Consider the following 20,359-nt stretch of genomic DNA (forward strand, 5'->3'; position numbering starts at 1 on the left):
GGTCATGGAGCGGCGTGCCGTCGACGACCAGGAATCGAGTCCGGGCCGCGACGGCGCGGGCGGGGCACTCACGGCGCGCGCCACCGTCGACGAACACGGTGTCGTGACCGGCTGGGGCGCCGGTGCGGAACGGCTTCTCGGTTACTCGGCGGCGCAGGTCCTGGGCCGGGCCGCCGCCTCACTGCTCGCCGAGGAGCCCACGGCGGGGGATCTGCCGCCCTTCTCGGAGCTGCCGAGGTGGCACGGCACGCTGGTGCTGCGGCACCTTGACGGCCACCGCGTGGAGGCCAGGGTTCTCGCACACCACCGGACACCGGACGGGGTGCCGGGCGGTGCGCCGCACGGAACGACCCACGGAACACCGGACCAGGCGTCAGACGGAACACCGGACCGGGCGTCGGACGGGGTGGCGGACGGAACACCGGACCGGGCGTCGGACGGCAGGGTGCCCGGCTGGCTCCTCGTCTCACCGGTGCCCGGGGCCGCGCGGGCCCGGACCGACGACGACGCGCTCGTCAGGCAGGGTTTTCTCGATTCCCCGTGCTGCTCGACCTCCGTGTACGACACGGATCTGCGCTTTCGCCGGTCCACGCAGTCCGGGCGGGGTGTGCTGGGCCTGAGCGACGGCGACCTGCACGGGCTGAGGCTGACGGACGTGCTCGACGATCCGGTGGCGGAGAAGGTCGAGGGGGCGATGCGGCGGGCCCTGGAGACCGGTGAGACGCAGTATCTCGAGAACCACGCGCTCGCTCCAGGCGAGGGCCGTGAACACGCGTGGTCGGTCCACGTCTACCGCCTGGAGGACGCGGACGGCCGCGTCCTGGGCGTGGCGACCACCGGGCACGACATGACGGAGCAGTACTGGGCCCGCAAGCGGCTCCAGCTGATCGCTGAGGCCGGTACCCGGATCGGCAGCACGCTCGACGTGACGCGGACGGCGCAGGAGCTGGCGAACGTGGCGGTCCCGGCGCTCGCCGACTTCGTCAGCGTCGACCTCCTGGCGTCCCTCGACGACCTGCCCGAGCAGCCCCCGGGACCGCTGAGGGCGGGCGACTCTCTCGCGCTGCGGCGCATCGCCCACCAGTCCGTGTTTCCGGACGTCCCGGAGGCGGTGGTCGCCCTGGGCGAGGTGGACACGTACCCGGAGGGCTCCCCGCCGGCGGAGAGTCTGCGAACGGGACGGGCCGTGCTGCACCGGGTGACCGAGGAGGCGATCGCCGACTGGGTGGCCGAGGATCCGCGTCGGTCCGCCCGGATCCGCGAGTTCGGCTTCCACTCGGCGATGACCGTGCCCCTGTCGGCGCGCGGCACCACCCTGGGTGTCGTCGCGCTCGCCCGGCACCGGCATCCCGACCCGTTCAAGGCGGACGACCTGGTACTGGCCGAGGAACTGGCGGCCCGGGCCGCGGTCTGCATCGACAACGCCCTGCGCTACACCCGCGAACGCGCCACGGCCGTCACCCTGCAGCGCAGCCTGCTGCCGCAGAGCCTGCCCGAGCAGGCCGCGGTGGAGGTCGCCTCCCGCTACCTCCCGGCCGGTGCCCGGGCGGGCGTGGGCGGGGACTGGTTCGACGTGATCCCACTGTCCGGAACCAGGGTGGCGCTGGTCGTCGGCGACGTCGTGGGCCACGGCATCCACGCCTCGGCGACCATGGGCCGGCTGCGTACCGCCGTACGCACGCTCGCGGACATCGACCTGCCTCCCGACGAACTGCTCACCCACCTCGACGACCTGGTCGGCCGCCTCGCCACCGAGACGGAGGGCGCGGTGGGGGTCCCCCCTGATCGAGCCAAGCCGAGAGCCTGGGGGAGGTCCGTCACCGAGGGGGAGAGCCGCGGAGACGTCGGAGCGACCTGTCTGTACGCCGTGTACGACCCGGTCTCCCGCCGGTGCACCCTCGCCCGGGCCGGGCATCCCCCGCCCGCCGTGGTGAGCCCGGACGGCACGGTGGAGCTGCTCGACCTGCCCGCCGGGCCACCACTGGGCCTGGGCGGGCTGCCCTTCGAGTCCCTCGACACCGAACTGCCCGAAGGAAGCCTGCTCGCCCTCTACACCGACGGCCTGATCGAGTCCCGCGACAGCGACCTCGACGAGGGCACCTCCCGGCTGCGCCGCGCCCTCGCCGCTTCCGCGGTCTCCCTGGAGGCGCTGTGCGACTCGGTCCTGGCGGCCGTGCTCCCCCGGCGGCCCTCCGACGACGTGGCCCTGCTCATCGCCCGCACCCGGGCGCTCGACACCGACCGGGTCGCCGCCTGGGACATCGACCCCGACCCCGCCGCCGTCGGCGAGGCCCGCAAGAACGCGCTCGGCCGGCTGGCGGCCTGGGGCCTGTCCGACGCCGCCTTCGTCACCGAGCTGATCGTCAGCGAACTCGTCACCAACGCCATCCGGCACGCCGCGCCGCCCATCCAACTGCGCCTCATCCACGACCGGACCCTCATCTGCGAGGTCTCGGACGCGAGCAGCACGGCGCCCCACATGCGCCGCGCCCGTACGTACGACGAGGGCGGCCGCGGTCTCCTCCTGGTCGCCCAGCTGACCCAGCGCCGGGGCACCCGCCCCACCCCCACGGGCAAGACGATCTGGGCGGAACAGAGCGTGGATCCGGACCCGGATACGTCGTTCACGTTTCCGGGTCCGGATACGTGAACGACGGGTCCGACAGCCGCCCCCGTAAGCCTGGACCAATGCTGCCCCATCCCTCATGATGACGCTGCCATGACAAACGTCTGTCATGGTGACGTCGTCCTCTGGATGGTGACCGTGCGCGGATCCTTCGTCGGGGCGGCTCTGGCCGCCGCACTCCTGCTGGCGCCCCTGACACCCCTTACGGCGGCCGCGGCCCCGCAGGAGTCCGCCGCCAAGAGTGCTCCCCGATCAGAATCCACCTCGGCCGCCGCGGACTGGACGGCGCCGCTCAGCACGCGAGGCCGCTGGATCGTCGACGCGGACGGCGACCGCTTCAGGCTGCGGTCCGGCAACTGGCATGGCGCCAGCGGCACTTGGAACGGCGCCGGAAGCGTGGACGAGGACGCCAACCACCACGCGGGGGAGAACTCCGGCCGGACACCCCTCGGCCTGGACCGGGCCCCCATGGCCGAGATCATCGCCGGTTTCCAGGAGATCGGGATCAACAGCATCCGGCTCCCGTTCTCCAACGAGATGATCCACGACGGCGTGCCCGTCACGGACGACGCGGTCGCCGCGAACCCGTCCCTGCGCGGCATGACCCCGCTCCAGGTCTACGACGCGGTGGTACGCGAACTCACCGCCGCGGGCCTCGCGGTGATCCTCAACAACCACACCAACACCACCCGTTGGTGCTGCGGAGTCGACGGCAACGAACGCTGGAACGCGAGCCGGTCCACCGCGGCCTGGGAGAACGACTGGCTGTTCATGGCCCGCCGCTACAAGGACAACAAGCGTGTCGTCGGCGCCGACCTCTACAACGAGGTCCGCCGCAACATCTGGGACGACCCCAACTGGGGTCTCGGCGACGACCACGACTGGTTCGCCGCCTCCCAGCGCGTGGGCGACCGCATCCTGACGGAGGCCGACGCGGACCTCCTCATCATCGTCGAGGGCATCAACTGGACCGGCATCCCCATCGACGGCTTCGCACACGAACGCCCCACCCTGGAGCCCGTACGCCGGCTTTCGCACACCCTCGTCGACTCCGGCAAGCTCGTGTACTCCGCCCACTTCTACGACTACACGGGCCCCAACCACAGCGGCGCCACGGGAACGGGCGAGACGACCGACCCCCGCTACCGCGACTTCAGCCCCGCCGAACTGACCGCCGTACTCAACCGCCAGGCGTTCTACGTCACCGCGGAACAGGACCAGCACTTCACGGCCCCCGTCTGGATCAGCGAGTTCGGCGTCGGCGGCCGCGAGGAGACGGGCGCCAAGCCGCGTGCCTGGTTCGAGAACTTCGTCGACCAACTGGTCCGTACCGACGCCGACTTCGCGTACTGGCCGCTCGTCGGGTGGCACGAGAACCGCAGGGGCAACGGCTGGGCCCTGCTGCACTGGGACTCGGGGGGCAACCGCATGGGCGTGAACGACGGTGACGACTGGCGGGCCGCGGCATGGAACCGACTCGTCCGGGCTTCCGGCCGTACGGGCCAGGTCGCCCCCGTGACGGAGTGGTCGATGCTCAGCCCCGACCACGGCGACTTCGTCGCCTCGCGACGCATGCGCGCGCTCCCCGACTGGGACTCCGGCGCCCGCAAGGCCGCCTGCCCCGACGGACAGCGCCTCCTCGGCCTCAGTCACACGGGCAACCGGGGCCTGTGCTCGGACGTGACCGCCGGCCTTCTGTGGGCCCCGGCGGGCGGACACGAGGTGGTCAGGGACGAGCGGTACGTCACCCCGGGCGGCGACTGGGCCTCCGGATACACCAAACTCCAGTGCCCCGACGGCCACTTCCTCACCGGCTACAGCGTCCGCGGCTCCGCCGTCTCGGCCGCCCTGTGCGCGGCGGCCCCGGCGGGGAGGCTCGGCACGGCCGGCCGCACGCTCTGGTTCGACCGCGGCGACGACAGGGGCCCGGCCCCCAAGGGCGGCGACTTCGCGAGCGGCCACTACAAGGGCCAGTGCGCCACTGACGAGTACGCGGCCGGGATCGCGTACACCGGCCGCGCCGGCTCGGCACGGACACCGGACGCGCTGTACTGCCGGAAACTGGGCTGACCCGTGTCGGTGTTCGCCTCAACCAACGCGGCCTACGCTGCGCTCCTGGCCAACCGGCTGGGCCGGGCCTCCGGCGGTCTCCCGCGTCGCGGCCCCGGCCTCAACGGGCCGTGAGGCCGCCTCCACTGTGACTCGGCCGGCGCGGGGGCTACGACGGTGCGCGGAGGGCGTCGGCCGGTTCCATGCGGGCGGCGCGCAGGGACGGGTAGAGGCCGGCGAGCAGGCCGACCAGGGCTCCGGCGAGCGGGGCGCCGAGGGCGAGCCGCAGGTCGAGGACCGGGGTCCAGTCCTTGACGACGGCGACGCACACCACGACGGCGATGCCCAGGGACGTCCCGATGACGCCGCCCAGCAGGCCGATGGTCGTCGACTCCAGGAGGAACTGGCCGGCGACCTGCCGTCGTGACGCGCCCAGCGCCCGTCGCAGCCCGATCTCCCCGACCCGCTCCATCACCGTCACCAGGGTCACGTTGGCGATACCGATCGCGCCCACCACGAGCGAGACCAGACCGAGGACGAGGAAGAGGCCGTTGACGTCGTTCTGGACGCCGTCGCGGGACTTGGACAGATCGGGCGGCGCCACGACGGTGAGCGCGTCCTCGTGCCCGGGCGCCAGGGCGATCGGCGCCTGGCGCGCCACCTGCCGGGCGGCGCCGAGCGAGGTGTTGACCAGGACGCGCGTGACGTCGCGCAGACCGAGCCGGTCCGCGGCGGTCGTGGGCGGGAGCAGCACCGCCGTGGACAGCTGCCGCTCGCGCCTGATGCCGCCGAGGATGCCGACGACCGTGTACGACTGGCCCCGGAAGAAGATCGCCGGAGCGTCCTCCACCCGCCGGATGCCGAGAAGTTCCGCCGCCTGGTCGCCGAGCACCGCCACCTGGTCGCGCCGGGCGATGTCACCCGTGTCGAAGAACCGCCCGGCGGTCATCGCACCCCGTACGGCGTCCGGCAGGCCGGCCGACGTGGCGACCACGCCGAGGGTCTGGCTGGAGGTGTCGCCGGGCGCGGTCACGTCGTTGGACCGCACCTGGACACTGTTGGTCGTGGCGGAGTCGGCCAGGGCCGCGACCGACTCCACACCGGCCAGCCGCCTGACCGCGCCGGTTCCCGACCAGTCCACCAGGGGGCCGGTGTCGTCCTGGCCGGGAAGTGTCCGCGGCACCGTCACGGTCACCGAGGTCGCGGTGAGCGCGTCGAACCGGCCGACGATCTGGTTGCCCGCGGTGGAGGCCACGCCGATCGTGATGACGAGCGTGGTGATCCCGAGCACCGTGCCGAGCGTGGTCAGCGCGGATCGCACCGGCCGGGCGAGAACGCCGGCCAGGGCTTCCGTCCACAGGTCCCGGGGGTCCAGCCGGGGCCGCTCGACGCGCGTCGGCCTGGTCGACCGCCTTCTCCCTGCCCCTGCGCGTGTCACCCGGTCTCCTCGGCGAGGCGTCCGTCGGTGATCCGGACGCGGCGGCCGGCCCGGCGGCTGACCGCCTCGTCGTGGGTGATGACGACCAGGGTCACGCCCTGGGCGCACAACTCCTCGAAGAGTTCCAGCACGGAGACCGTGTTCTCGCTGTCCAGGTTGCCGGTCGGCTCGTCGCAGAGCAGCAGCGCCGGATCACCGAGCAACGCCCGTGCGATGGCGACCCGTTGGCGCTCGCCGCCGGACAACCGGTCGGGCCGGAAACCCGAAACGGTGACCCAGCCCCACCCGCTCCAGCGCCTCACGGGCCCGGGCGAGCCGGGTGCCGCGCCCACGACCGGGGCGCGGCCTGCGATAGGCCTCCGCCAGCATCACGTTCTCGTCCACCGTCCGGTACGGCAGCAGATGGAAGGCCTGGAACACGAACCCGATCCGGCTGCCGCGCAGCGCGGTCCGTTCGAGGTCGCCGAGCCCGGTGGTCTCCACCCCGTCCAGCCGGTACGAGCCCGAACTGGGCCGGTCCAGCAGGCCGAGGGTGTTGAGCAGCGTCGACTTGCCGGAGCCGGACGGCCCGACGATGGCCAGGTGCTCCCCGCGCCGCACGGTCAGACTCACCCGGCGCAGCGCGTGCACGGGCGGCTCGGAGTCGAAGGTTCGCCGCACGTCGGTGAGTTCGATGACGGCGGCGGCATCGGACGAGCCGGGGGTGTCGGAGAGGGCAGGGGAGGGGCCATAGGAGGGGTTGGGAGTCACTTGCCCACCACCACCTTGTCGCCCTGATCGAGTGTGCCGCCGACCGGCTTCACCTCTACGAGGCCGGCCGCGGAGAGCCCGACGGTCACGGAGACGTCGCGCACCCCGCCGTCGCGCTCGACCTGCACACGGGCCTTCCCGTCGGCCGAGGTACGGATCGCGGCGAGCGGCACCGTCAGCACCTTGCCGTCCGAGGCGCCGACCCCGATGGTCACCTTCACCGAGGCCTCGGCCTGCCCTGCCAGCGGGCCGGGATCGGGGATGGAGATCCGCAACTGGACCGGACCCGGCCCGCTCGCCCCGGAGGCGCCGTCCGTACCGGACGTGCCGACGGCGTCGGTGTCGGCGGCGCCGTCGGACGCGTCGGCGGCTCCCGTGCCGCTGCCCTCCGATGCCGCCCCGGTGGCCGCGTCGCCGTCGCCGCCCTGCGTACCGGACGTGTCGGCGGCGGAACCGATCGCCTCCACCTTGCCCTTCACCTTCTCCCCGCCCGTCGTCGTCACTTCGACGGGCATACCGCGCCTCAGCAGTTCGGCGTCCTCACCCGGCACGGCCGCCTCCACGAGCAGCTCGGAGCCGGTCACGGTGCCGACCGGGCCCGAGGGGGCGTCGCCGGTCTTCACGGTCACCTTGTCCAGCCGTACGGGCAGCTCGGGGAAGAAGACGACCTCGCCGGCCGGGACCTTCGTCCCGTAGGTGGCCTGGAAGCTGCTGAGGGCGCTGTTCGCCATGTCCAGGGACTTCTGCGCGGACCTGAGCTGTATCGCCTGGACCTGCCGGTCGGTGCTGGACTGCGCGTCCGTACGAGTCCCCGCGCTCGCCTCGGCAGCGGTCTCGGCACCGGTGCCAGTGCCCGCAGCAGTCTCCGTACCGGTGCTCGCCTTCCCGCCCGTCCCCGTCCCCGTCCCTGTCCCCGCTCCGGTGCCGGAGCCGTCGCTGTCGCCGGCGTTCCCGCTCCGCGTCGTGAGCAGCGCCTCCTGCGCGCTGGACACCGCCTGCTGGAGCTGGCCCAGTTGCTGCTGGTCCTCCGCGCTCGGCTGCTGGGCCTCGTACCCCTTGTTCCGGTACCAGTTGGTGACCGCTGTGGCCGTGGCCCGGCCGAACGTGCCGCCGGCCGACCCGGGATCGAACCCGAGCCGCCGCAACGCCTTCTGGAGCTGCTTCACGTCGTCGCCGGTGGCTCCGGGGCCCATCGCGCGGTACATCGGTACGGGTCCGGCGAGCGCGAGCACCGGGCGGCCGTTGACCGTCATCAGTACGTCGCCCTCCTTGACCTTCGTACCGGCGACCGGTGCCTTGGTGACCCGCTGCTCCGCGCCCTCGTCGGCCGGGCTCGTGATGGCCCCGGTGCCGACCGAGCCGGCCAGCGAGAGCGGCCGGGGCGAGGTGAACGCCACCGTCCCGGTCGCCACGACGGTCGCGGTGAGCGACCGCCGCTCCACCTCCACGGTCACCGGGCCGGCCTTCGGCGCGCGGTGCGAGGCGGCGGCGTCGGCGGGCGAGCGCACCTGCGTACCGGCGAACCAGCCCCCGGCGCCGACCAGCACCACCGCGCCGACCAGGGCGCCCAGCTGTCGGCGGCTGCCGAGCCGCTTCACGCGCCGTCACCCCAGTACGGGTTGGCCTTCTCCTTGGGGAAGTACGCGGCGCGGAACTTCTTGCCGCACTCCAGGTCCTTCAGAGCGATGTCGATGTCCGCGGTGAGCAGCGGCATCGCCTGCTCCTTGGTCCACTTGCTCCTGTCTTCCGGGAGCTTGCTGGTGAGGTCGGTCCGCACCATGTGGGCCATGCCGGTCGGCTGGGTGGTGGAGACCGGGATGCCCTGCGCTTTCAGACAGGTGGCGTACTGCTGGGCGAGCTGCACCAGTTGGGTGTCGCCGTTGAGCGCCAGCCCGTTCTGGCGGTTCTCCTCGGTCCTGGCGTTCTGCTTCTTCTTCTCCGCCGCGGCGCTCAACGGGGGCCCGTACGCCGCGGTGTTCCCCTCAAGGGTGCAGCCGGCGTCCTTCTCCTCCGCCTTGGTCTTGGCCGGGGGACCGTACAGCGCGGCCTCGTACGCCTTCATCTGTGCCGGGGTCAGCCCCTTGGTGTCGTCGTCCACGGGGTCGAGGGTCTTTCCGCCGACCTTGCCGCCCGCGTTGCTGAAGGGGGCATTCGGGTCGTCGGGGTAGGCGGCCGCCGCGTAGGTCCCGAAGCCGTACTTCTGGCGGAACTTCTTCGCCGCCGCGTAGTCCTCGCCGTCGCCGTCGGAGTTGACGTCGGCCGTGGGTGCCGTCGCCACGTGCGGTGAGTAGGTGAACCCCTCCTTCTTCATGCAGGCCGCGATGGCGTTCTCCCGGACGTACTCCTTCTTGGCTTCGGCGTTCACGCCCTCCGGGATGTTGAGCTGCACGGCACCGTCGACGTTCTTCGTGCCGCCGCCCGCCGCGGAACTCCCGCTGTTCTTGCCGTCCTCGTCGCCCGAACCGCCGCAGGCGGCCAGCAGGGGGAGCATGCCGACCGCGAGGGCCGTGATCAGGTGACTGCGCAGGGTATTTTTGGACATGCCCATGACACCTCTCCATTCAGGTCGGGTTCTGTTCTTGCCGGGTCTGGTTGTGTTCTTGCCTGACGGTTACGGACCTGTCAGCCGCCGGTCTCCTTGACGGCGTCGAAGAGCCGGGGGTCGGTGGCCAGCCGGTACAGCGTCTGGCGGACCGAATCCGAGTACTCCTGGCCGCGCCTGCGGTTCTCGCCGGTCTCGCTCGCGATCGCCTGCACGGTCCATCCGCCCGAGGTCACGTAGGCGACGCCCATCGCGTGGTCGTCGCTCGCGTCGCTCTTCGGTTCGGGCAGCTCCTGCTGGCGCACGTAGTACTCCAGCAGGTTGTCTCCCTCTTTCCTGGGGACGACGTAGCACTTCGTCAGCCGGCCGCCCCATGGGGTCGTGAGTGTGCGGCCGGCACCGTCCCGGCACCCCACGGCGCCCGACGGGAGCAGGGACTGACCGGTTGTGGACCGCTCGACCGACACGTACAGATAGCTCGGACGACCGGACGCGTCGACCCAGCGGAAGTAGCGCTGCGCCCCGTCCGGACGCTTCGGATCCGCCGGCTCGACCGTGCCGGACTTCGCCGTGACGACCGACCGCAGCAGCCCCAGCGAGGGGTACCAGACCGTCGGCTCCGCGGCAGGCGGCGGGGGCGTACGTTCCACCGGCGACGGGATCACGGCGGACCCCCCGACGAACACGGCCGCGACCGCCGCCACGGCGCTCAGCGCCACCCCGATCCGGCGCCGACGGCGGATCCGCCTGCCGCGCACGGTCGCGCCCGGCACCAGATCCGGCATCGGCGGCTCCGCGTCAGGACTCAGCCTGCCCAACGCGTCGACGAGGGCGAACTCGTACGCGTCCTCGCTCCCGTTCCCGCTCCCGTTCCCGCTCCCGTTCCCGCTCCTGTTCCCGCGCCCGCCGGCGCCGGACTCCCCTGCCATGCTCACCACCCCGCCCTCAGATATCCGCTGCCCGAGTCCATATCTGCACCGCCACCTCCACTGCTACCGCCACCGCTTCCGGGTGGCGACGGTGCCAGCGGCGTGTCGCCCAGGATCCGGCGCAGTGCGGCCAGTCCCCGGGAGGTCTGGCTCTTCACCGTGCCGACACTGCACCCCAGCGCCGCCGCGGTCGCCTCCACGCTCTGGTCCTCCCAGAACCGCAGCACCAGCACCGCCCGGCTGCGCGCGGGCACGTGCCGCAGCGCGGCCAGCAGCGTCAGCCGGAGCTCCGGGTCCCGCGCCGGTGCCGCGATGTCGAACTCGTACGCTCTCGGCCGCTCCCACCAGCGCCGCCGCCGGGTCTCGTCCACGAAGGTCCGGAACAGCACCTTTCGGGCGTAGCCGTCGGGGCTGTCCAGCCGCACCCGGCGCCACGCCGCGTAGAGCTTCGCTAGTGCCGTCTGCGTCAGGTCCTCGGCCAGGTGCCAGTCACCGCACAGCAGATACGCCGTACGGCGCAGTTGCGCCTGGCGGCTGCGCGCGAACTCGTCGAAGTCGAGCCCGACTTCGACCGCGCCGCCGGTGTCGGAGACGTCCTGTTCGTCCGGCGTCCGGATCACAGGCCCCCTCCGCCCGGCACCGCAGCGGCGCGCGGTGAGAAGTGCTTCATGCCGTACTTACGGACCGGGAGGCCAGGGAGGTTGTCACGGATTCCGAGAAAGTTTCGCGAACCCATGACCGCCGCCCCGCCGCCCCGCCGCCCCGCCGCTACGCCGGTCGGCCCAGTGCGATGAGCGCGATCACCTGCCAGAAGGACATTGTCGGAACGAGGCCCAAGCATGGACGAGACCCAGGCATGGACGAGTCCCAGGCATGGACGAGGCGCAGGCAGGGGCGAGGCCCGAGGCGCGGACGGGTGCCTGGGCACAGAAGAGCGGCACCGCCGAACCACGACACCCGATCGGAAAGCACTCATGCGAGCAACACTGATCTACGGCGCCGGCGACATCCGCGTCGAGAACGTCCCCGACCCGAGGATCCACCGGCCCACCGACGCGGTCGTCCGGGTGCTGCGCTCCTGTATCTGCGGCAGCGACCTGTGGCCGTACGGGTCGCGGGAGGCCACCGAGCACGGGGACCGCATCGGCCACGAGTTCCTCGGCATCGTCGAGGAACTCGGCTCCGAGGTGTCCGGCCTGAAGCGGGGCGACCTGGTCGTCGCCCCCTTCGTCTGGTCGGACAACACCTGCGACTTCTGCGTAGAGGGCCTGCAGACCTCCTGCCGGCACGGCGGCTTCTGGGCCTCGCAGGACGTGGACGGCGGCCAGGGCGAGGCGGTACGCGTCCCGCAGGCCCAGGGCACGCTGGTCAAGCTGCCGGTGGCCGAGGACTCGGCCCTGCTGCCGTCCCTGCTCACCCTGTCCGACGTGTTCTGCACCGGCCATCACTGTGCGGTCACCGCCGGGGTCGGCCCCCGTACGACCGTCACCGTCGTCGGCGACGGAGCGGTCGGCCTGTGTGCCGTGCTGGCCGCGAGGCGGCTCGGTGCGGAGCGGATCATCCTGATGGGCCGGCACAAGGGCCGCACCGACCTGGGCCGCGACTTCGGCGCCACCGACGTCGTCGCCGAACGCGGCGAGGAGGGCATCGAGCGCGTACGGGAACTGACCGGCGGCGACGGCACGCACACCGTCCTGGAGTGCGTCGGCACGCTGCCCGCCCTGCACATGTCGGTCGGCGCGGTCCGCGCGGGCGGCACGATCAGCCGCGTCGGCGCACCCCAGTACCCCGAAGTCCCCTTCGGCTTCCCGGAGTTCGCAAGCAACCTCACCCTCACCGGCGGGATGGCCCCGGCCCGCGCGTACATCGAAGAGCTCCTCCCCGACGTCCTGGAGGGCCGAATCGAGCCGGGCCGCGTCTTCGACCGCACGGTCGACATGGACGGCGTACCGGCCGGCTACCGCGCGATGGCGGACCGAGAGGCGCTGAAGGTCCTGGTCGAGCCGTGAGCCGAGGGCTGACGGGGTGCGGGTACGGGCGTGTGCGCGGGCGCGTCGGGGACGCTGGGGCGCCCGCCCGGCGACTTGGGCGTCGGCGTCGACCTCGGCCGGCTCCCGATCCCGATCCCCGTCCCGGTCGAGTCGGACCATCACGTCGTACTCCGGAGAGGTCAGGTCGTGGCTACGACGCGTAGGCGGGCTCGGCATTGCCAAGGAGCCGTCGACAGAGCCCTTACCGTGTCCGTCGTGAATGCCGGTTCCGGCGTCGGCGCAGAGTGAGGGCGCAGGCAAGCATCCCGAGGCCCCAGGCGATCAGGAGGGCACCCCACAGCGGCATGGTCACCTCCGGTACCAGGAGGCGGATCTCGACGCTCTGACGGTTCTCGAAGATGAAGACCAGGGCGATCGCACTGATCAGAACGAACGGCACGAGCCGCCGAACACCGGGCCGCGAGAAGAACGGCGTATGCGCCTTGTGATCTGTACCGGTCTCAGCCATGGGGCCGCCTCTCCATCCCGCACGCACCCCTGCATCCAGCGTCCTCTTCCAGGCCGGGACCCGCCACCGAAGGACGGCACGGGGTGGCGACTCCTCGTACCGAGCCGGATGCGGTGCGTGTCAGCTGCGCTCGTGGCGCACTGCCGGACCCCTCTGACGGCGGACGGCGGCGGACGAACTTGAGCCGCTCGCGATGTCAGTGCGGGTGGCTATGGTGCGACCGCCATTGAGTATCGGGTTGGGGGAGCCTGTTCCGTCTCCCTATTTCCCATGACACCCCCTGGGGTCGCCCCATCGTGTCGTGAAGACCCTCAGCTTGGGAAGCTGCGGTCATCCGCAGTTGGTTCGGTCGCCGATCTTGGCGAGAGCCTGCGGTACGGCCACGTTGGGCTTGGCGGCCTTCACCCTGCTTCCCCCTGTTCCCTGCCCCAACTGGTGCGCTTGCGGTGTGTTCGCAGACGCCTCGGGTTGCTCGACAGGGCTAGAGGGTGACACGTGTTTCGTTGTCGCCCCGCCTGAGAACGACGTGCGCTGGCCGGAACGGCAGACTGCGCAGAGTCGGCTCCAGGACCTCGAACAGAGCATCGGCATCGGGTCCGTAGGCGTACACGACGGCTTCGCCTCCTCCGAACTCGTTCCCGTCGATCTCCCCGACGCCTGCCTTCTCGGTCGCTGCCCCCATCACCCGCTCAGCGTCGTAGATCCGCTCGCGCTGGCCAGCGTCGCCGAAGCCTTCACGGGCAAGCCGGAAGTGCGCGATGACGGCGTGCTCCTCATCCCCGCTGTCAGGGGCAGTGGGTGTCTCCATGCCGCACACATCGTCATCGAGGTCTGACACCCCACCCGTTGTGCCCGCATGGGATCCGCTCATCAACACGCTTTCCATCTGTGGTGGTGGGGCACCGCCATGCATCCAGGGGCCTTCACCTGCGTTCATGGGCGTCCGGGCCGGGTGGCGGGTCTGCAACGTGGTCCCCTCTGAACTGCGTTGAACGGTGCTGAATGAGACGGAAACTGAGACGAGGCTGCCCCGGATTCAGCTCTGTTGGATCGCTGTCCGCGCGACCTGTGTGAAGTCTCGGAGACGAGAGTGGACGACTCTCAGTGTCTCGTCGAACCTGTCTCTTAGATCTGGGAGCTGTGCACTCTCTGCGTCGTCTGCGAGGGCATGGAGCCCCTGCATGACAGTCCTCATGCAGTCGTTGACCGATCTGTGAGTGGTGTGCATCGTGAAGTTGCTGGTCACGGATCTGGTGTGAGGGTCGGGAGAGCTACTCGCGCTGGTCATCGGCCGGTGTCCACGGCGAAGATCGTCTGACATGTCGTTCGGAGCCGTCCTCGGTTTGTGCTGCGCCGACCGCTGTGCCGCTCTTACGATCCGGGGCCGGGCCGGGCCGGTACGCCGGGCGAGCGTGGGGATGCGGGAGCTGGAGCGGACCGGAGGCCGCCGCGGCCGTCGCCCCGACGCCCGCCCGGGAGGAGGCTGACCCGGACGAAGCTTGCCCGCGGCTGAAGAAGCCGAGTCCCATCGGCCGAGTTGGCCTACGAGGAAGACTCGGGGCCGTCGGCGCCGAACTGCCGGTGTCGGGTCATCGAGCGGTGAGGACGTGCGCCCATGGCTCATCGATGTCGGCCAGACCCAGCACGGCGACCACGTTGTCGAGCATTCCGGCGCCGAACCAACGCCGCACGGCCTCGTCGTCGCCCAGCAACTGCCGGACGGTGTCAACCTGCTTGGCGTAGCACCGGCGCACGGCCTGTTCCACCAGCGGCTCGCCGACGGCACAGTTCGCGTGCATGAGGAAACGCAGGATGTTCCGGTCCGCGACGAGCGCGGTGTAGGCGCCGCGCGCCGCGTCCAACGCCGCCTCGGGCGCCGGCCCGGCCCCACCCGACGCCGGCGAGTGAGCGACCAGAGTGTCGGTCATGACGACAGACACGTGGTCGACCACCGCCGCGAACAGTGCTTCCTTGTTCGGGTACAGGCGATAGAGATACGGCTGAGAGACGCCGACCCAGTCTGCGATCTCGTGCGTCGTCGTACCGTAGAAACCCTTTTGAGCGAAGCAGTCGACCGCGGCGGCCACGATGGCCCGACGTCGTTCGTCGCTCTTCGTGCTGGTACCGGCGGCAGGCATGGGCGTCAGTCAAACACGGCTCCCCTCAGCCTCCAAAAGCCACGCTGCGGTCGGAGTCGGACGGTACGTCGTGGGGCGTGAGCGCCTCGATCGCCACCAGCGGGTTCCAGTAGTCCAGGTAGTGGGTGATGCGCGCGTCGTCATCGGTCCGGACGACGGAGATGCACGTCTGCTCGTACGGCTTGCCGGTCGGCAGCGCCGTGCCCTTCGAGCGGAATTCAGCGATCACCAGACTCGGATCGACCGTCTCGTGGAACACCAGGCCGACGAACTCCACGTCAAAGGTCTCGGGAAAGTTGCTCATGTGCGCGCGCAGTGCGTCTCGCCCCGTCACCCGCTGGGGCACGCCGGCCGGCGCGTACGGGAACTCGAGCACCGCGTCCGGGGCGAACAGCTTCACCCACTCCTCGGTGTGTCCGGCAGCGGTGAGGCGCAGGTGCTCGGCCACGGCGTGCTGGGCAGCGGCGCGCCGGGCGGCGTCGTCTTCCTTGACTGTCATTTTCCCTCCTACGTTAGTGGTCGACCTATAACCTACCATGCCGTGAGCCGTTGTGCGGGTAGTCGAGCAGGAGGTGACGCCATGGAACCCCGGTCCGGTTCACGCAGAGGATGGCGTTCAGAAAACCCCCTCGGCGGCGGGCGGCGGCCGGCGCCATCGGCGCCCGTCACGCTTCGGCGAAGATCGTCGGTCACCGAGAGACTTCGCGGTTCGTCAGGACCAGCAGAGCCCTCACCAGGGTGGTCGCCCACTTCGGGTCGGTGCGTACCTTGCCGAGTACGCGCCAGTTCTTCAGGTGGGCGAAGCCGTGCTCGACCGGCGCCCGTACTGCGGCAGGGGCCTTGTTGGACAGCTTCTGCCCGCCCGTCAGCGGCCGGTTCCGGGCGGCCTCGTAGCCGGTGATCACCGCCGGATCGGCGTCGGGACCGCTGTCGTCGAGCCCGACGAATCCCAGGTCGGCGATGGCTCCGAGGCCGGCCGCCCGCAGCCTGACGGTCAGCCGGTCGTGACGGCAGGCGGTGATCTCCGAGGTACGTCCGGGCCGGGCCGCCGAGACCCACAGCAGTCGACCCTTGTCGTCGGTGAGCGCGATCACGAGCAGGCCATGGTGTTTGTGCTTGCCGGAGTAGTCCGAACCCGGCATCCCACCGGAACCGGACCACCCAATGATCTACACCAAGGTCATCGGCCGCCGACCGGCGCGAGTACCCCACTCGTCATTCACACCAGACCCGCGACCTGCGACTTCACGATGCACACCACTCAGTCCGCGTTCGTCGCTCTCTCCGACCACTGTGTGAGGTGCTCCGACTGCCGACCGACCCCGGACCGGACAGCAGAACCCCCCGGGTGCCTGGAGGCGGAAAGCCTGTACCGGACGTGGTGGCACCTCTGGAACGAGGCAGAACGAGGCAGAACGAGGCGGAACGGGCCAGAACAAGGTAGGCCGCGGATCCCACCGAAGGCGTCCCCCGCCTCCCCGGACAGGGGCACGCGGCCGGTCGGACAGTCCCCCGTGCCATCCGACCGGCCATCGGTTGTACGAACGGGGACGTTATCGGGCGGTGGCCGGACGGGTATTGGACGAATTTGACCTCGTGGAGACGGCCAGGGCGCCTTCCACTCGGCGGGCGGCCATCATCTGGCCGGGGGTGGTGCCGGCGATGGCGCGGAACTCGCGGTTGAGGTGGGCCTGGTCGTAGAAGCCGCAGGCCGTCGAGATCTCGGTGAGGCTCGCGGCCCCGCGGTTGAGCATCGCCACGGCGTGGCGGAAGCGCAGCACACGGCCGGACGCCTTCGGTGTCAGCCCGATCTGCTGGGTGAACCGCCGGATCAAGTACCCCTGGCTCCACCCCACTTCGGCGGCGATACGGGAGATCGGGATCGCTCCCGCGCTGCCCGACAGCAGTCGCCAGGCGTGGCCCACCTCGGGCGAGGGCTCCGGGCCGTCCCCGAGCCGGGTCAGCAACGCCTCGTCCAGCAGGTCGAACCTGGCCGACCAGTCCTGGGTGGACGCCAGTTGTTCCACCAGCATCCCGGCCCCGGACCCCAGAACGTCCCGGATCTCGATCGCCAGGTTCGTCAACTCGCTCATCGGCATGCCGAACAGCCGGTACGCGCCCAGCGGTGTGAACTCGACCCGGATCGCCTCCTGGCCCCCGGGATGCACACAGATCGCGGGCCGGTCCTCCATCCCCACCACCAGCGAACCGATGCTCCCGCTGTCCCCGCCCGGCACGCCCAGCCGCCGGACCTTCGAAAACGGCTCCGCGAGGCTGATCAACAGGGTCGCACGACCAGACGGCATCAACCGCGCCTCGTACGGCGAGGTCATCGCCTCCCAGTAGCCGACGTAGCTGCGCAGGAACGGCCGCAACCCCGGGTGCCAGGGCCGCGTGACCCGCCACAGACCACCGACCCGCGCGACGTCGACCGCACCCGTACGCAGCGTGCCGCCCCGTGCACCTTGAAGCACCAAAGGCTCCCCTCACCCCGAGGGACCGCCCCGAGCAAACCGCCTGGCAGCTCCGCAGCACCCTCGTCCGCTGTCCGGTTCCGCTGTCCCGTGCCCGGTGTAGCAGCCGATCGTTCCGCCGTTCCGCGTGTTTCACAGTACCCATGTGGCCGCACCGAACTCACGTGCTACGACGTCAAGTTGAGATGCCGGGCAGCGAGGCCGCCAGATGTTCCCACGCCGCGTGCACGTCCTCCCCGACCATCCCGAACTGCGTGATGACCGCGACGCAGCGCCCGTCCTCGTCGTCGAGTTCGAGCGCCGAGGTCGGGCCGTGGGCCGCCGTGGAGCGGACGAGGTGGCAGGCCCGTACCCCCGCGAGGTCGATCTCCACCGAGCTCTCCGCGAGCGCCGCGAACACCCGCCCGCCGACGGTCCGGTCGGTGACGTGGACACGGCCGCCGCACGCCTGCATGGCCGCCGGGGCGAACACCGCGAGGCCGATCGGCAGCCCGACGGAGCAGACGTGGTCGAGGACGGCGGGGACGACATCGGCCTCGATCGGCCGGTGCTCGCCGCGGTAGCGGTGGAACGCCTCGCGCCGGGCCGCCCCGCCGTCCGCCAGCACCGCGTCGAGCTGCGCTAGTTGGTCGCCGCCCTCCCACGCCGGTACGCGCTCCGGTACGTCGGGAACCATGGGCGGCCCGTCGGGAACCACGTGAGGCCCGGAGGCCGACGCCCCCGCCTCGACCGTGCCCGCGAGTCCGACCAGCAGCCGGTCCCCCTCGGCCATAGAGGGAGAAGTACTCCAGCATGTCGCGGACGGCGGCGGGCAGGGTGCGGTCGTTCTCCCAGGCGGGCGGCATGAGCGACACGACGGCCTCGACGAGGTCCAGGCCGTCGTCGAACACCCGGCTCTGCAGGGTCTGGTCGAGCCGACTGGAGTCGGACTGCCCGGGCGGCCGCACGATGCTCCGGGTGCGGGCACGCGCGAGGGCCTCGTCGCTCAGCCGGTTCTTCCGGTCGGTGTTCAGCTCGCCGTTGTGCGCCATGAGGCGGAACGGCTGGGCCATGGTCGGGTGCGGCTCGGTGTTGGTCGAGAACCGGGTGTGGAAGTACAGCGAGCGGACGGAGTGCCGGGGGTCGACGAGGTCGCGGAAGTAGCCGATGACCTCGCCGGAGTTGAGCCGCCCCTTGAGCACCTGTGTCCGCGCGCTCAGCGACAGCGGGTACAGCCCGGCGTACGTGTCATTGGCGTAGGCGACGGCCTCGACGGCGAGCAGGGCGCGGTTGGCTGCGGTGTCGACGTCGGCACGCGTCCAGTCCGCCGGGGCCCGGAACACCCACTGCACGATGGGTAGTTGGTGCTGTTCGGCGGCAGGCCGGGCGACGCTGTGGTCCACGGGTACGTCCCGTACGAGCAGTACGTCGAAGCCCTGCTCGGCGATGCTGCGGCCGACGAGTTCGACGGCGGCGTCGCGGCGCCCGGCGCCGTCGGTCGCGTCGGCGTCGGCGTCGATGTCGGTGTCGGTGTCGGTCGGCACGAAGCAGTTGGCGACGCCGAAGTGCCCGGCGCGGAGCTCTTCGCCGGTGATCGCGGAGAAGAACTCCACGGACAGGTCGACGCTCACGCCCCCGCCGTCGCCGACACCCTCGGCGGAGGTGCCGCCGCGGTGCGGGATGGCGCGGAGCGCTTCGTCGCCCTTGCGGATGACGTCGTGGCTCGGTGCCCCGTCCAGGCGGGTGATGAAGCCGACGCCGCAGGCGCTGTGTTCGCGGGCAGGGTCGTACAGACCGAAGGTGGGGCGCTTCAAGTGCGGGTCCTCTGAGCGGGTTCCGGCTGGGGGTACCTCCCAGGCCCTTGATGCACGGGGGGAGGACGGCCAGGCTGCGTCGGTGAAGCGCTCGCCGCGGGCTGCCCGGTGTGACGGCCGGGGCCCTGAGTGGTGCGAATGGGAACGGTAAGGCTTGCCTAACTTCCACCGCAAGTGCACGCCCTGGAGCGCGTCTCACCTGGTGGGACGCGGCACGCGGTGATGTCGCGCTCGCCGGGTTCAGCGTTGGCGGAGGCCGCACTCGGCCGGGCGGCGGGCGGCGGGCGGCGGGCGGTCGGCGGCGGGCGGTGGGCGGTCGGCGGTGGGCAGTGGGCGGTGGGCAGTGGGCGGTCGGCGGTGGGCAGTGGTGCGGGGCAGGGCCCTGCGGGCAGGATCAAGGCGGCCGCGTGCCGCGCCCGTACCCCGTCACGTCCGCACCGGCCCGTCCGCCGTCGCGCGGAGATGCTCGATGCCGGTGTCGAGCGCGGCCCTGAGGTGGGCCGAGTCGCCCGTGGACATCATGATGGCCACGCCTCCCTGAATGCCCGCCAGCAGTGCGGCGGCCGTCCGGTCCACATCGAGGGCCGGTGACACCAGGCCCTTCGCCTGGAGGGCGCGCATGCCGTGGGCGAGCTGCTGCTGCCACTGGCGCACCAGCTCCGTCACGATCGCCCGGGCACCCGGGCGCGACCGCCCGACCTGGAGGAACAGCGACCCCAACGGGCAGTGGTCGCCCTGGCGTTCGTAGCGTTCCACCACCACGTCCCGCCACCGCTGCCAGGACTCCCACGAGTCCAGGCGTCCGAGGTGCGGCTGCTGGTCCTCAAGGACGCGGTCCGCCTCGAACTGGGCGACCGCCAGCAGCAGTTCGTCCTTGCCGTCGGGGAAGTAGTGGAAGAGCTGGCTCTTGCTCGTGCCGGTGCGGCCGCGGATGTCGTCGAGCGTCGTCAGGGCGACGCCTTGCTCGCGCAGCACCTCGGCCGCCCCCTCGACGATGCGGGCGCGGGTGGCACGGCCCTTTGCGGTCGGCGCGGTCGGCGCATGCGGCGCGGTCGGTGGGGTCGGAGCGTGCGGCATCCGGTCTCCTCTCATCGGGCATCACAATGTACGTCCATTCTGGA

16 protein-coding genes and 2 pseudogenes are annotated in these 20,359 nt (G+C 71.4%); 3 read left to right on the forward strand and 15 right to left on the reverse strand.

Annotation, left to right across the window (positions count from 1 at the left end; genetic code table 11):
- The first annotated feature begins 4 nt into the window (after positions 1-4).
- Positions 5-2,650: a SpoIIE family protein phosphatase gene (locus QF035_RS27535; RefSeq protein ID WP_307523262.1), complete on the forward strand. Its 2,646-nt coding sequence runs from the start codon at positions 5-7 to the stop codon at positions 2,648-2,650.
- Positions 2,651-2,755: 105 nt separating this feature from the next.
- A complete protein-coding gene (locus QF035_RS27540; protein WP_307531459.1) occupies positions 2,756-4,696 on the forward strand; it encodes a glycoside hydrolase family 5 protein in 1,941 nt (646 codons plus the stop codon).
- 148 nt (positions 4,697-4,844) lie between these two features.
- Here QF035_RS27540 and QF035_RS27545 read toward each other — a convergent pair whose 3' ends face one another.
- The 6 genes and pseudogenes from QF035_RS27545 to QF035_RS27570 form a co-directional block, all read right to left on the reverse strand.
- Positions 4,845-6,113, reverse strand: coding sequence for an ABC transporter permease (locus QF035_RS27545; RefSeq protein ID WP_307523263.1), 1,269 nt, complete (start codon positions 6,111-6,113; stop codon positions 4,845-4,847).
- Positions 6,110-6,863 (reverse strand): annotated as a pseudogene (locus QF035_RS27550) (ABC transporter ATP-binding protein). Before QF035_RS27550 ends, QF035_RS27545 begins: the two are co-directional and overlap by 4 nt.
- Entirely contained in the window at positions 6,860-8,461 is a 1,602-nt protein-coding gene (locus tag QF035_RS27555) for a peptidoglycan-binding protein (protein ID WP_307523264.1), read from the reverse strand. The pseudogene QF035_RS27550 and the gene QF035_RS27555 overlap by 4 nt, the downstream one beginning before the upstream one ends.
- A complete protein-coding gene (locus QF035_RS27560; protein ID WP_307523265.1) occupies positions 8,458-9,405 on the reverse strand; it encodes a hypothetical protein in 948 nt (315 codons plus the stop codon). The genes QF035_RS27555 and QF035_RS27560 overlap by 4 nt, the downstream gene beginning before the upstream one ends.
- 80 nt (positions 9,406-9,485) lie before the next feature.
- Positions 9,486-10,334 carry a hypothetical protein gene (locus QF035_RS27565; protein WP_307523266.1) on the reverse strand — a complete coding sequence of 283 codons (849 nt, stop codon included), beginning with the start codon at positions 10,332-10,334 and terminating at the stop codon, positions 9,486-9,488.
- A 2-nt stretch (positions 10,335-10,336) separates the two neighbouring features.
- Positions 10,337-10,954, reverse strand: coding sequence for a SigE family RNA polymerase sigma factor (locus tag QF035_RS27570; protein ID WP_373466733.1), 618 nt, complete (start codon positions 10,952-10,954; stop codon positions 10,337-10,339).
- 354 nt (positions 10,955-11,308) lie between these two features.
- Between QF035_RS27570 and QF035_RS27575 the strand changes: the two genes are divergently transcribed.
- A complete protein-coding gene (locus QF035_RS27575) occupies positions 11,309-12,343 on the forward strand; it encodes a zinc-dependent alcohol dehydrogenase family protein (protein ID WP_307523267.1) in 1,035 nt (344 codons plus the stop codon).
- A gap of 223 nt (positions 12,344-12,566) precedes the next feature.
- Here the strand turns inward: QF035_RS27575 and QF035_RS27580 are convergent, their stop codons facing one another.
- From QF035_RS27580 to QF035_RS27620, 9 genes and pseudogenes are all read right to left on the reverse strand, one after another.
- Positions 12,567-12,833: a hypothetical protein gene (locus QF035_RS27580; RefSeq protein ID WP_307523268.1), complete on the reverse strand. Its 267-nt coding sequence runs from the start codon at positions 12,831-12,833 to the stop codon at positions 12,567-12,569.
- 481 nt (positions 12,834-13,314) lie between these two features.
- Positions 13,315-13,641, reverse strand: coding sequence for a hypothetical protein (locus QF035_RS27585; protein ID WP_307523269.1), 327 nt, complete (start codon positions 13,639-13,641; stop codon positions 13,315-13,317).
- A 781-nt stretch (positions 13,642-14,422) separates the two neighbouring features.
- A complete protein-coding gene (locus QF035_RS27590; protein WP_307523270.1) occupies positions 14,423-14,920 on the reverse strand; it encodes a TetR/AcrR family transcriptional regulator in 498 nt (165 codons plus the stop codon).
- Between the two features lie 76 nt (positions 14,921-14,996).
- Positions 14,997-15,470, reverse strand: coding sequence for a nuclear transport factor 2 family protein (locus QF035_RS27595; protein ID WP_307523271.1), 474 nt, complete (start codon positions 15,468-15,470; stop codon positions 14,997-14,999).
- 190 nt (positions 15,471-15,660) lie between these two features.
- Positions 15,661-16,113: a transposase family protein gene (locus QF035_RS27600; protein WP_307523272.1), complete on the reverse strand. Its 453-nt coding sequence runs from the start codon at positions 16,111-16,113 to the stop codon at positions 15,661-15,663.
- A 411-nt stretch (positions 16,114-16,524) separates the two neighbouring features.
- On the reverse strand, positions 16,525-17,445 hold the full coding sequence (locus QF035_RS27605; protein WP_307523273.1) for a helix-turn-helix domain-containing protein: 921 nt from the start codon (positions 17,443-17,445) through the stop codon (positions 16,525-16,527).
- A gap of 175 nt (positions 17,446-17,620) precedes the next feature.
- The gene (locus tag QF035_RS27610; protein WP_307532048.1) at positions 17,621-18,217 is read right to left on the reverse strand and encodes a hypothetical protein; all 597 of its coding nucleotides are present in this window, start codon (positions 18,215-18,217) and stop codon (positions 17,621-17,623) included.
- 58 nt (positions 18,218-18,275) lie between these two features.
- Positions 18,276-19,418: pseudogene (locus QF035_RS27615) on the reverse strand (hypothetical protein); the annotation flags it as partial.
- A 246-nt stretch (positions 19,419-19,664) separates the two neighbouring features.
- Positions 19,665-20,315: a TetR/AcrR family transcriptional regulator gene (locus QF035_RS27620; RefSeq protein WP_307523274.1), complete on the reverse strand. Its 651-nt coding sequence runs from the start codon at positions 20,313-20,315 to the stop codon at positions 19,665-19,667.
- Positions 20,316-20,359: the final 44 nt, after the last annotated feature.

The sequence above is a fragment of the Streptomyces umbrinus genome (assembly GCF_030817415.1).
Classification (GTDB): domain Bacteria; phylum Actinomycetota; class Actinomycetes; order Streptomycetales; family Streptomycetaceae; genus Streptomyces; species Streptomyces umbrinus_A.